Below are 12,980 nucleotides of genomic sequence, written 5' to 3'. Positions count from 1 at the left end.
CATGTACATCCCGCCGTTCACCGGGATTGTAGCCCCAGTAACGTAAGCCGCACCGTCCGATGCAAGAAAAGCGACCACGGACGCGATCTCTTGAGCTTGCCCCAGACGGCCCAGCGGAATTTGCGTCTGCAAGGCTTCACGCTGTGCCTCTGGCAGTTCGCGGGTCATATCGGTATCGATGAACCCTGGGGCCACCGAGTTGACCGTAATCGAGCGCGAACCCACTTCACGCGCCAGAGCGCGGCTGAAACCTTCCAGACCTGCCTTGGCGGCTGCATAGTTTACTTGGCCTGCGTTGCCCATGGCACCCACAACCGAACCAATACTGATAATTCGACCCCAACGCGCCTTGGTCATGCCACGCAAAACGCCCTTGGACAGGCGAAACAGACTGTTCAGGTTAGTGTCGATAACGTCATGCCACTCGTCATCTTTCATGCGCATCATCAGGTTATCGCGGGTGATACCGGCATTATTCACCAGAATCGCCGGCGCGCCGAACTGCTCCTGAATGCTCGCCAGCACGGCCGCTACGGACTCGTCGCTGGTGACATTGAGTTCAAGGCCAGTGCCTTGAATGCCGTTTTCTTTCAGGGTTGCAGCGATGCGCTCAGCGCCCGAAGCGGAAGTCGCAGTGCCCACCACGATAGCGCCCTGACGACCCAGTTCCAGTGCGATAGCCTGGCCAATACCACGGCTCGCGCCGGTAACCAGTGCAACTTTACCTTGCAGACTCATGCAGGCTTCTCCTAAGTTCAGGCCAACGCTGCACGAGCAGCAGCGAAAGCATCCGGGGTGTTCAGGTTAGAGGTCGACACGCCTTCGGCGCAGCGCTTGTTCAGGCCAGCCAGGACTTTGCCCGGACCACATTCAACCAGTTGAGTAGCGCCTTTGGCGGCCAGCGCCTGGACCGACTCAACCCAGCGAACCGGCTTGTAGAGTTGCTCGAGCAGATCGCGCTTGAGGGTTTCCAGGTCCGGCGCCACATCAGCGCTGACGTTCTGCACCAACGGAATTTGCGGAGCCTGCCAGTTGATCGCAGCGATCGACTCGGCAAAGCGCTCGGCAGCCGGGCGCATCAGTTCGCAGTGCGACGGCACGCTGACTGGCAGCGGCATGGCGCGCTTGGCGCCACGCGCCTTGCAGCCTTCAATGGCGCGCTCGACAGCCGCCTTGGCACCGGCGATTACCACCTGGCCCGGCGAGTTGAAGTTGACCGCGCTGACGACTTCGCCTTGCGCCGCTTCGGCACAGGCAGCCAGCACATCAGCGTCGTCCAGACCGAGAATGGCGGCCATACCGCCCTGCCCGGCCGGCACCGCTTCCTGCATCAACTGACCGCGACGCTCTACCAGCTTCACTGCATCACCCAGGCTCAGGCTGCCGGCCGCGACCAGCGCGCTGTACTCACCCAGGCTATGACCGGCAACGTAAGCCGGACGTGCGCCGCCCTCAGCCAGCCACAGGCGCCACAAAGCGATCGAAGCGGTGAGAATCGCCGGCTGGGTCTTGTCGGTTTGATTGAGCTGCTCTTCCGGCCCTTGCTGGGTCAGTGCCCACAGGTCGTAACCCAGGGCATCGGAGGCTTCTTTGAAAGTTTCGAGGATCAACGGATGTTGCGCGCCCAACTCGGCCAGCATGCCGAGGGACTGCGAACCCTGTCCTGGAAAGACGAATGCGAGGGAAGCAGACATGTAACAAGCCCCTAATGATCTTGTCGTCGGAGAATTAACGTCCTGTACTGCTGGACGCAAGAAACTGACAGTTGGATGGCTAATTGAACTGAGCGGTCACATTTAAGCATTGTCGAGCGAAAATGCCTAAAGCAACAAATCCTCGAGGCGACCGTGAAGCCGCTGCGGGAGGTTCTCCTGAATCTCGATCAAGGCGCGCTGAATGGCACTCTGAAAGCCCTGCACACCGGCCGAACCGTGACTTTTAACGACGATCCCCTGCAAACCGAGGAAGCTTGCGCCATTATGTCGCGCAGGCGCCAGATCAGCCTGCAAACGCCTCATCAGCGGCAACGCCAGAGCCCCGACCATTCTCGACGCCAGGCTTTGCTTGAATAATGCCTCGATCCGCCCGGCGATCATGGTCGCCAGCCCTTCGCTGGATTTGAGCAGGATATTGCCGACAAAACCGTCGCACACCACCACGTCAGCCTCGCCGCGGTACAAGCCATCACCCTCGACGAAGCCGATGTAATTCAGCCCGCGAGCGTTTTGCAGCAGCGTCGCCGCCAGCTTGACCTGTTGATTGCCCTTGATGTCTTCCGTGCCAATGTTCAGCAATGCGACCTTCGGCCGAGCAATGCCCAGGGTTTCAGCCGCCACCGAGCCCATCACCGCGAACTGGAACAGGTGCTCGGCACTGCAATCGACATTCGCCCCCAGATCGAGCAACTGGCAATAACCACGTTGCGTCGGGATCGCCGCCACCATGGCCGGTCGATCGATACCCGGCAAGGTCTTGAGCACATAACGCGACAACGCCATCAGCGCACCGGTATTGCCGGCACTGACACACGCCTGAACCTTGCCATCACGCAACAACTCAAGCGCAACCCGCATTGAGGAGTCCGGCTTGCCACGCAGGGCCTGGGAAGGCTTCTCGTCCATGCCAATCACGTCGCTGGCCGGCACAATCGTCAGGCGCGCGCGATCCACAGCCGACTGGCTGGCGATCAATTCTTCTAAAAGGGAGGGTTGACCGACGAGGGTCAGGTGCAGCGAGGGCGTAGCTGACAGACAAGCAAGGCTGGCCTGAACAATGCTGCGGGGACCGAAGTCCCCGCCCATTGCGTCAATCGCGATGACTTGAGCGGACAAGGATTACTCGTCAGCGCCCTTGTCGATCACTTTACGGCCACGGTATACGCCTTCTGGCGATACGTGGTGACGCAGGTGAACTTCACCAGTGGTCTTTTCTACGGACAGGGTGCTTGCCTCGAGAGCATCGTGCGAACGACGCATGTCACGGGCGGAGCGGGATTTTTTGTTCTGCTGAACAGCCATAATTGATTAACTCCTAAACGTTTGGGTCACGCTTTAACTGCGCCAATACACTGAACGGGTTGGACCGCGTTACCTCGTCCTCGCTCGGTTCGGGCTCATCGAGACCCGCCGGCTGCTGGCATTCTTCCGGATGATGAGCAGGCACAATGGGCAAGGCGAGCAAAAGCTCCTCCTCGATCAGTGACTGCAGATCCAAAGGATCTTCGCCCAGTTCCAGCACGTCATAACCTTTCGGCAACGACTGGGTATTCGCACCCTCCTTTACCACAGCATAACTGCATTCGCTGTGAATCGGCAGGGTGACCAGCTCAAGACAACGCTGGCAAACCATTTTGACTTCAGTGTCGATAAAGCTGTGKATAACCACAGATTTACGTTCATCTCGTTCAAAAACGAATTTAGCCTGCACCGTACCGACAGTGTCGGAAAGCGGGTCGCAGAGTCTCTCCAAATCGGCCAGCAGCATTTCACCTTGAAGGGTGGTGCCACGATCAGCCAATTTGCGCGGGTCAACGTGAGGTGGAATCGGGTCATTCAACATAGGCGCAGCATTATAGGGATGCCCCCAGCCATGTCAAAGGAAATTCAGTCCTGTCCGTCACTTGGAAGCCCCGCTAGAATTTGCGACTGACTTTTGGAGAGCCGTATGCTGCCTTTATTACTTGCTTCAAGCTCGGTCTATCGCCGCGAATTACTGACCCGCTTGCAACTGCCATTCACCTGCAGCTCACCGGATATCGACGAAAGCCATCAACCGGAAGAGCCAGCCATCGAACTGGTAAAACGCCTGGCCCGCGAAAAAGCCCAGGCGCTGGCCGGCAGTCATCCCGCCCATTTGATTATCGGCTCGGACCAAGTCGCCGTGCTCGACGGACGGATTATTGGCAAACCCCATACGTTCGAGAAGGCTCGCGATCAATTATTGGCCGCCAGCGGCGCCAGCGTGACCTTCCTGACCGGCCTGGCGGTGCTCAACAGCCAGACCGGCCATTGCCAGCTCGACTGCATCCCCTTCACCGTACACATGCGCACACTGGATCAGCCGCGCATTGAACGCTACCTGCGCGCCGAACAACCCTACGACTGCGCTGGCAGCTTCAAGGCCGAGGGATTGGGTGTGAGCCTGTTTCAAAGCACCGAAGGCCCGGATGCCACCAGCCTGGTCGGCCTGCCGCTGATTCGCCTGGTGGACATGCTGCTGGCTGAAGGCGTGCAGATTCCCTGAGGCTGCGACCTTTTGCTCAAAAAAAACCGGCCTCGCAGGCCGGTTTTTTTATATTGCGCGACGATCAGCGCAATGCCGGCCCATGAAAGCCCATCCACATCGCCAACTGCTCAGCCACGCTGGCGCCGAGTTTTTTCGAGAAGCGGTCGAACGCCGACTCTTGGATCGTGAAGTCGACCAGCTCTTTCTCGCCGATTACGTCACGCGCCACCGAACTGGCACTGCCCAAACCATCGATCAAGCCCAATGGCAGCGCCTGCTCGCCCGACCAGACCAGCCCGGAGAACAGCTCCGGATGCTCTTTGTCTTTCAGGCGATCGCCGCGGCCCTTTTTGACACTGTTGATAAACTGCTGGTGAGTGGTATCCAGAACGCCCTGCCAGAACTTGATCTCATCCGGCTTTTCCGGCTGGAACGGATCGAGGAACGACTTATGCTCACCCGACGTATAGGTCCGACGCTCGATACCGAGCTTTTCCATAGTCCCGACAAACCCGTAACCGGCCGCCGTCACACCAATCGAACCCACCAGGCTCGCCTTGTCGGCGTAGATCTGGTCCGCCGCGCTGGCGATGTAGTACGCCCCCGAAGCCCCCAGATCGGAAATCACTGCATACACCTTGATCGCCGGATGCAGGGCACGCAGACGACCAATCTCATCGTAGACATAACCCGACTGCACCGGACTGCCGCCCGGACTGTTGATTCGCAGCACGATACCCTTGACCTTCGGATCTTCGAACGCCGCGCGCAAACCGCCGACAATGTTGTCGGCACTGGCCGACTCCTTGTCGGCGATCATCCCGGTTATTTCGATCAACGCCGTGTAGCTCGACCCGCGAGTCGCGCTTTTTTCAATATCCATCAGCGGCGTGAAGAGGACCAACGCGATGAGCAGATAAACAAAGGTCAGCAGCTTGAAGAAAATCCCCCAACGCCGTGAGCGACGCTGCTCTTGCACCCCCGCAAGCAGGGTTTTCTCAAGCAGCTTCCAGCTCTTGTCTTCGCCCTCTTCGGCACTGGCCTTGGCTGGCGCCTTCCATTCGTCGGTCATTCCATCCACCCCAACAAAAACTTAATTGGCCCGCTGACCCAGCCAGGCGTGCAATTGCGAAAAATGATCAATGGCCAGACGCGGCTCGAACACGCGCAAGGCTTCCATCGATTGAGCACCATAGCTGACGGCAACCGAATCCATCCCGGCGTTGCGCGCCATCTGCAGATCGAACGACGAATCCCCCACCATCAACGCCTGCTCAGGGCGGACGTCGCAATGGGCGAGAATCTGCTCGAGCATCAGCGGATGCGGCTTGCTGGCGGTTTCATCGGCGGCGCGAGTGATATCGAAATAATCCCCCCAGCCGTGGGACTTCAGCACGCGATCCAGCCCGCGACGCGCTTTGCCGGTAGCCACTGCCAGGTGATAACCCTCTGCACGAAATGCCTCAAGCGACTCGACAACACCGTCAAACAACGGCGAAGGCACGGCCTCCGAGGCGATGTAGTGATCCGCATAGTGCTGACGGAATGCCACCAGCTCGTCATCGCCAATCTCCGGATACAGCGTGCGAATCGCTTCGGGCAGCCCCAGACCAATGATGCCTTTGACAGCAAGATCATCACGCAACTGAAAACCGGATCGCTGCGACGCCACATGCATCGCCTCGACAATCCGACCAATGGAGTCGGCCAACGTGCCGTCCCAATCGAAAATCAGCAACTTGTAATCAGGATGCACTCAGGCGCTCCACGGTCTTGACCCACATTTCATCCACCGGCGCCTGAAGCTTGAGCTCACCGCCATCAGGCAGCGGCACGGTCAGCATGTAGGCATGGAGAAACAGGCGCTTGCCGCCCAGATCGCGAATCTCTTTGCTGAAGTCGTCATCGCCGTACTTGGTGTCGCCGGCGATGCAGTGCCCGGCGTGCAAGGTGTGGACGCGAATCTGGTGAGTCCGGCCGGTGATCGGTTTGGCTTCGATCAGGGTGGCAAAGTCGCCAAAGCGACGCAGGACCTTGAACACGGTCACGGACTCCTTGCCCTCCTCCTCGTCAACCTCGACCATGCGCTCGCCGGAGCGCAGATTGCTCTTGCCCAGCGGCGCACGGATTTGCTTGATCGAGGTAGCCCAGTTACCGCGGACCAGCGCCATATAGCGCTTATCGACGCCATCGCCGCGCAATGCCGTGTGCAAGTGACGCAACATGCTGCGTTTTTTGGCGATCATCAGCAGGCCGGAAGTGTCACGATCGAGACGGTGGACCAGCTCAAGCTCCTTGCAATCCGGACGCAACTGACGAAAGGCTTCGATCACGCCGTAATTCAACCCGCTGCCGCCGTGAACAGCGATGCCGCAAGGCTTGTTGACCACGATCAGCGCCTTGTCTTCGAAGACAATCGAGGCTTCGAGTCGCTGCAACAACCCTTGCGCCAATGGCACAGGCTCATCGCGTTCCGGCACACGCACCGGCGGCACGCGCACGATGTCGCCCGCCTGCAGCTTGTATTCGGGCTTGATCCGACCTTTGTTCACACGCACTTCGCCTTTACGCAAAATGCGGTAAATCAAGGTCTTGGGCACGCCTTTGAGCCGAGCAAGAAGGAAGTTATCAATACGTTGGCCGGCATATTCCGGCGAGACCTCCAGCAGTTGTACGCTTGGGGTCGAGGGGGCAGTAGTCGTCATGCCGCGAATGATAACAATTTTTTATGGAATTGAAGCACTTAATCATTGCTGCTATAGTCGCGAACGCCGCCAAAAGCGGCCTGGACAGAGGACAAACGGCAAATTGCCGGCCCTGACCAACGCAATTCATCAGGACGCGAGGCCGTCCTACGGGGCTTTCGCAACGATTGGAAGGTTTGTGATTGTAACAAGCGCAGGTGACATGAGGCCTGAAGCGAGCGCAGCAACAGAGTAACCACTCATCTGATGCGCCGATATTTACGGCCAGTTCACAAAGTGCAGTCAGTCCCGAACCAGCCCTTGAGCGAGTGCTTCGGAAACAACGCCTGTTACAAGCTGAGTGCTAGCAAAACAGCTGTCACCCAGTCTTGTGTAGCCATGAGCGTGAACTCCCCATTGGAGAACACGGTAAATGCCAACCCGCTGCGGATTCTGCGCGCGGCAGCACCCGAATTATCAGGGATACGTGTAGGGTGGAGATGCACAACCGTCGGACTGTGTAGCACTAGGCTTATATTTAGACGCTTCATCTCGTCCACAGTCGCCGGTTGATTCCTCCTCCTGACTGAGTGCTTAAGTAGCCACAGCAAGCAGGACGCGTACGTCGCGACTCCGGCCCAATTGGTCGAACCTCGCTAGACACTGGAGTGGCCAACCACTCCTGACGCACCTGACACCGACCGTGAGAAGTCGTGTGTGCCGAACGCCGTTTCCGGCAGCCCGGAAACCGACGGTACTACATGAAAAGAATGCTGATTAACGCAACTCAACCCGAAGAGTTGCGTGTTGCACTGGTAGACGGCCAGCGCCTCTACGACCTGGACATCGAGTCCGGTGCACGCGAGCAGAAGAAGGCCAACATCTATAAAGGCCGGATCACTCGCATCGAGCCAAGCCTTGAGGCTGCCTTTGTCGACTTCGGCTCTGAGCGCCACGGCTTCCTGCCCCTTAAAGAAATCTCCCGCGAATACTTCAAGAAAGCCCCTGAAGGCCGCGTCAACATCAAGGACGTCCTGAGCGAAGGCCAGGAAGTCATCGTTCAGGTCGAAAAAGAAGAACGTGGCAACAAGGGCGCCGCCCTCACCACCTTCATCAGCCTGGCCGGTCGTTACCTGGTATTGATGCCGAACAACCCGCGTGCCGGCGGTATCTCCCGTCGCATCGAAGGTGAAGAGCGCAACGAACTGCGTGAAGCCCTGAACGGCCTGGTTGCCCCGGCCGACATGGGTCTGATCGTGCGCACTGCCGGCCTTGGCCGCAGCAGCGAAGAAATGCAGTGGGACCTCGACTACCTGCTGCAACTGTGGACTGCCATCAAAGAAGCCTCGCTGGATCGTTCCGCGCCATTCCTGATCTACCAGGAAAGTAACGTGATCATCCGCGCGATCCGCGACTACTTGCGCCAGGATATCGGCGAAGTGCTGATCGACAGCGTTGAAGCCCAGGACGAAGCCCTGACCTTCATCCGCCAGGTGATGCCGCAGTACGCCAGCAAGATCAAGCTGTACGAAGACAGCGTTCCGCTGTTCAACCGTTTCCAGATCGAAAGCCAGATCGAGACCGCTTTCCAGCGCGTCGTTGAACTGCCTTCCGGTGGCTCCATCGTTATCGACCCGACCGAAGCCCTGGTGTCCATCGACATCAACTCGGCGCGCGCCACCAAAGGCAGCGATATCGAAGAAACCGCCCTGCAGACCAACCTTGAAGCCGCCGAAGAAATTGCCCGTCAGTTGCGCCTGCGCGACATCGGCGGCMTSATCGTCATCGACTTCATCGACATGACCCCTGCCAAGAACCAGCGCGCCGTGGAAGAGAAAGTCCGCGAATGCCTGGAAGCCGACCGCGCTCGCGTGCAAGTCGGTCGCATCTCGCGCTTCGGCCTGCTGGAAATGTCCCGTCAGCGCCTGCGTCCATCGCTGGGCGAAAGCAGCGGCATCGTCTGCCCACGCTGCAACGGCACCGGCATCATCCGTGACGTTGAATCGCTGTCGCTGGCGATCCTGCGCCTGATCGAAGAAGAAGCCCTGAAAGACCGCACTGCCGAAGTTCGCGCACAAGTGCCGATCCCGGTCGCTGCGTTCCTGCTGAACGAAAAACGCAACTCGATCACCAAGATCGAACTGCGCACCCGTGCCCGCATCGTCATCCTGCCGAACGATCACCTCGAAACGCCGCACTTCGAAGTTCAGCGTCTGCGCGATGACAGCCCGGAAGCCCACATCAACCAGTCCAGCTACGAAATCGCTGCTGCCGCTGCTGAAGTGGAAGAAGTTCAACCGGCCGCCGCTACCCGCACCCTGGTTCGCCAGGAAGCCGCCGTGAAAACCGCTCCAGCCCGTGCCAACGCTCCGGTTCCGACCGAAGTCGTTGCTGCCCCGGTTGCCGCTCCGGTCGCAGCGCCAGAGCCAAGCCTGTTCAAAGGCCTGGTGAAATCGCTGGTGAGCCTGTTCGCCACCAAGGAAGAGCCTGCTGCTCCGGTTGTGGTTGAAAAACCAGCCGCCGAGCGTCCGGCACGCAACGAAGAGCGTCGTAACGGTCGTCAGCAGAGCCGCAACCGTAACGGTCGCCGCGACGAAGAACGCAAACCACGCGAAGAACGCGCCCCTCGTGAAGAACGCGCACCGCGCGAGCCTCGTGAAGAGCGTCAACCACGCGAAGCCCGCGAAGAGACTCCAGCAGTCGCTCGCGAAGAACGCGCACCGCGTCCACCGCGTGAAGAGCGCGCACCACGCCCCCCTCGTGAAGATCGCAAGCCACGTGGCGAGCGTGAAGAGCGCCCGGTTCGTGAACTGCGTGAACCTCTGGATGCCGCGCCAGCCGCTGCCGCCGCTGTAACGGCTGTTGCTGAAGAGCGTCCGGCTCGTCAGCCACGTGAAGAGCGCGCTCCACGCCCACCGCGTGAAGAACGTCAACCACGTGCCGAGCAAGCCGCTGCCGCGGTTGCTGAAGAAGAGCTGCCAACCAACGAAGAGCAACTGCAGGAAGAGGGCCAGGAAAACGCCGAAGGCGATCGTCCACGCCGCCGTTCCCGTGGTCAGCGTCGTCGCAGCAACCGTCGCGAGCGTCAACGCGATGCCAACGGCAACGTAATCGAAGGCTCGGAAGAGTCCGAAACCAGCGAAGAGCCAACCGGCGCTGAACTGGCTGCCGGCCTGGCCGTTACCGCCGCTGTTGCCAGCACTGTGATCAGCGCTCCTGCCGAAGCTCAGGCTCATCAGCAAGCTGAACGCGCTACCGCCGTGACTCAAGAGGCTGTCCAGGAAGTGGCTCAGGTTGAAGCGCCAGTCGTGGAAGCCACCACTCCGGTCGAAGTACCAGTCGCCCCTGCCATTGAAGTAGCTCCAGTTCGTGAAGCACAGCCTGAAGTTCGCGCTGCTGTTGAACCAGCCGTAGTTGCCGAACAGCCAGTAGTCGCTGCCGAGCCTGTGGTCGAAGCCCCGGTCGCTGAAAAAGCGCCTGAGGTTCGCGAAGAGCAAACTGCGTTCAACTGGGTTGCAGAAACAGCAGCTGTCGAAGCTCCAGCGCCAGTCGCTGAAGCCCCGGTTGTTGTTGCCGAGCCTGCTCCGGTGGTTGAAGCGCCGGTTGTCGCCGAAGTGGCTGCACCGGTTGTCGAAGCCGCTCCGGTCAGCGCCCTGACGCCAAGTGGCCGCGCGCCAAACGATCCACGTGAAGTGCGTCGCCGCAAGCGTGAAGCCGAGCGCCTGCAGAAGGAAGCCGAACTGGCTGCCGCTGCTGCACCGGCTGTTGCTGCCGAGCCTGCTTCGGTTGTTGCTGAAGTCGTCGAGGCAGCCCCTGCCCCGGCCGCCGAAGTGACTGCCGAGCCTGCTACCCCAACCATCGACGAAAACCTGCGTTCCGTCGAAGAAGTGGTAGAGCACAAACCTGAGGCCCTGGAAAAAGAACACGAGCCTAAACCCCTCGCCTGATTCCATCAGCCACTAAAAAGCCCCGCCTGGTAACCCAGGCGGGGCTTTTTTATGCCTTTGAATACTGATAGCCCATCGTGGCTTAACAATGGCTCATTACCGAAGTTCCTGCGCTCCCGGTTAAACACTTGCTTAATACTTTGTATTACTTTTTTACAAAATAACAACGCAACGTGCAGAATAGAGCGGCTGCAGGGCTAAAAGCAGCCCCTGCCACGACCCGAAAGCCTTCGGCCCGTTATGGAGCAAAGAGTGCATGACTATGGAAATTGCTGAACTGGACGCTTTCAAGGCGATTGTTGACTATGGCAGCGTCACGCAAGCCGCGATCAGATTAAACCGCGCTCAATCCAGTATTTCCTTCCGAATCAAGACACTCGAATCACGACTCGATACCAAGTTGTTCGAACGCTCCGGTCGCGGCATCACGATGACGGCTCAAGGCAAGGAACTCTATGCCTACGCCTCAAAAATCCTCGATCTGGTTGCTCTCGCTCAAGCCAGCCTGAATCAGGTAAAAACCGAAACACGCGTTCGCCTGGGAGTCATCGAAAATCTCACCATCACTCGCCAGAATCTGCTGCAAAGCATCGTTGCCAATCCCGACGGCCTGGCGGTGGATGTCAGCATTGGCAACACACAGTCACTGCTCAAGGATCTTGAGGCCGGCAAACTCGACGCAGTAATTGTCGGCGCCGGCTTTGCGCCTGCGCATTATCGCCGGGTGACACTGTTCAACGATCCGCTGGCCCTGATCTACAGTGCGACACAGYCTGCTGTCCAGGACTTGAAAGCGTTCAGTGGTCAAGTATTCCTCGTCAACAGCCGGCGTAGCGCTTCGCAACGCAATCTCGATGAACTGTTTATGATGGGCAACATCACCCCTGAAAAGATCATCGAGTGCGGTTCTTATCCGCTGCTGTTTTCAAATGTGATCAACGGCGTGGGTGTCGCCATGGTGCCATTGTCACTGGTCGATTCGTGCTGCCGCAGTGAACAGGTGCAGACTTACTTCCTGAGTGGTCCATATGCCTCGCTGACCACTGAATTCGTGTATTTCGATCACCCCGGCAAGCCGGCCCCCAGGGCATTGGCGCAATGGGTGCTGGACTACGAAAAGTCGGCCCGCTTACCGCTGAAGGCAACAGCGATATAACAGGCCGGGCACTCGTCAGCAGTTACACGATTGACGCACCACTTCATCTTCGAAAAGGTTGGACAGTTGCAGCCCCTCCTCTTGGCTGCTCGCCTGAATCACGTCACCGTGCTGCAACTCGAAGGCATCCTTGTCAGTACTTATTGAAGCGCCGAGCAAAACGTAGTGGACCGTACCTGGCTCGCAGAGCTCTTCATGCTGGAACAACAAGGCTTCGAGTTCGCTTTTGGTGAACATCAATTGATCGAGCCCCAATAGCGACTGTTTGCTCCATACAGTTTCTCCACGCCGGACAATCGAACTCCTCACCACCGAATGGTGCGGTGGCTCAGCGATTACCAGTTCGTGGCACAACGCGGTATTGCGCAACTTGGAAAGACCGGCCAGCCCGGGTTGAGCGTGGCGCAGCACCGGGTCAGAGAAATCCACTGCCAAGGTATAGCCGATATAGCGTGGGTTTCGGCAGTCGTCGATAAGGTATACACAGGCGTACTCGATCTCGACTCCCGCCCCACTGGCATGGCACGGTGATTTAATCGCCCGAGAAGCAGCAACCAGCCCTTTGCCGTTGCCTTTGTAGTACCAGTCCGGGGAGGACCGCTCAGGCATGGGCAGACCATTGACCGAGCGGTGCGTGTAACCGAAACCGCTCACCATGCATACGGCATCTTGAGCAGGTCGCAGCGGCACGTTAAAGGCCATCGATGAAAGCGCCTCAAGCGGCACCGCAGCAAGGGACAAGCCGCTCCTGAAGCGCTCCCAGGATTGCTTGCTACGCATGAACCGCACGGCCAACGCCTGAGAGGTCTCGACACCTGCGACCTGCCAGACCGAAGTCGATGCCCCCTTGCCCTGTACAAGGCCCACCCACCGAACGCCCTGACGATCGACCGAATCGATGATTCTGTCCATCACGCGACCTCCGTACGTAGAGCAACCGGTGCCCGTCGCTTGATGGAACAGAGGACC

The 12,980-nt window shown here is 58.8% G+C and carries 12 protein-coding genes; 3 read left to right on the top strand and 9 right to left on the bottom strand.

Annotated features, from left to right (window positions below; all coding sequences use genetic code 11):
• The 5 genes from fabG to AC1DH9_RS08600 form a co-directional block, all read right to left on the bottom strand.
• Positions 1-738 (bottom strand): 3-oxoacyl-ACP reductase FabG (fabG, locus tag AC1DH9_RS08620; protein ID WP_427547382.1); only part of this gene is annotated, 738 nt, incomplete at its 3' end.
• Positions 739-755: 17 nt separating this feature from the next.
• Positions 756-1,694: an ACP S-malonyltransferase gene (fabD, locus tag AC1DH9_RS08615; RefSeq protein WP_427528472.1), complete on the bottom strand. Its 939-nt coding sequence runs from the start codon at positions 1,692-1,694 to the stop codon at positions 756-758.
• Between the two features lie 126 nt (positions 1,695-1,820).
• Positions 1,821-2,831 (bottom strand): phosphate acyltransferase PlsX, encoded by a 1,011-nt coding sequence (gene plsX / locus AC1DH9_RS08610; RefSeq protein WP_427547385.1) that lies wholly within the window; start codon positions 2,829-2,831, stop codon positions 1,821-1,823.
• Between the two features lie 3 nt (positions 2,832-2,834).
• A complete protein-coding gene (gene rpmF / locus AC1DH9_RS08605; protein ID WP_003179396.1) occupies positions 2,835-3,017 on the bottom strand; it encodes a 50S ribosomal protein L32 in 183 nt (60 codons plus the stop codon).
• A 13-nt stretch (positions 3,018-3,030) separates the two neighbouring features.
• Complete coding sequence (locus AC1DH9_RS08600; protein ID WP_008152342.1) at positions 3,031-3,558, bottom strand: YceD family protein; 528 nt, start codon at positions 3,556-3,558, stop codon at positions 3,031-3,033.
• Between the two features lie 105 nt (positions 3,559-3,663).
• On the opposite strand from AC1DH9_RS08600, the gene AC1DH9_RS08595 reads away from it, so the two are divergent.
• Positions 3,664-4,242, top strand: a complete 579-nt coding sequence (locus AC1DH9_RS08595; RefSeq protein WP_427547260.1) for a Maf family protein — start codon at positions 3,664-3,666, stop codon at positions 4,240-4,242.
• A 64-nt stretch (positions 4,243-4,306) separates the two neighbouring features.
• Here the strand turns inward: AC1DH9_RS08595 and AC1DH9_RS08590 are convergent, their stop codons facing one another.
• Genes AC1DH9_RS08590 through rluC form a run of 3 tightly spaced genes read right to left on the bottom strand, consistent with a single transcriptional unit; the run spans position 4,307 to position 6,929 of the window.
• Positions 4,307-5,296 (bottom strand): S49 family peptidase, encoded by a 990-nt coding sequence (locus AC1DH9_RS08590; RefSeq protein WP_427547258.1) that lies wholly within the window; start codon positions 5,294-5,296, stop codon positions 4,307-4,309.
• Positions 5,297-5,317: 21 nt separating this feature from the next.
• Entirely contained in the window at positions 5,318-5,980 is a 663-nt protein-coding gene (locus AC1DH9_RS08585; RefSeq protein WP_427547255.1) for an HAD-IA family hydrolase, read from the bottom strand.
• A complete protein-coding gene (gene rluC / locus AC1DH9_RS08580; protein ID WP_427547253.1) occupies positions 5,970-6,929 on the bottom strand; it encodes a 23S rRNA pseudouridine(955/2504/2580) synthase RluC in 960 nt (319 codons plus the stop codon). Before rluC ends, AC1DH9_RS08585 begins: the two co-directional genes overlap by 11 nt.
• Positions 6,930-7,669: 740 nt before the next feature.
• On the opposite strand from rluC, the gene rne reads away from it, so the two are divergent.
• Positions 7,670-10,855: a ribonuclease E gene (gene rne / locus AC1DH9_RS08575; protein ID WP_477808052.1), complete on the top strand. Its 3,186-nt coding sequence runs from the start codon at positions 7,670-7,672 to the stop codon at positions 10,853-10,855.
• A gap of 256 nt (positions 10,856-11,111) precedes the next feature.
• Positions 11,112-12,011, top strand: coding sequence for a LysR family transcriptional regulator (locus AC1DH9_RS08570; RefSeq protein WP_477808051.1), 900 nt, complete (start codon positions 11,112-11,114; stop codon positions 12,009-12,011).
• A 15-nt stretch (positions 12,012-12,026) separates the two neighbouring features.
• Here the strand turns inward: AC1DH9_RS08570 and AC1DH9_RS08565 are convergent, their stop codons facing one another.
• Positions 12,027-12,923 carry a hypothetical protein gene (locus AC1DH9_RS08565; protein WP_427545295.1) on the bottom strand — a complete coding sequence of 299 codons (897 nt, stop codon included), beginning with the start codon at positions 12,921-12,923 and terminating at the stop codon, positions 12,027-12,029.
• Between the last annotated feature and the right edge of the window lie 57 nt (positions 12,924-12,980).

The sequence above is a fragment of the Pseudomonas sp. 05T35 genome (genome assembly GCF_056396605.1).
This window is presented reverse-complemented; position numbering and strand designations above follow the sequence as displayed.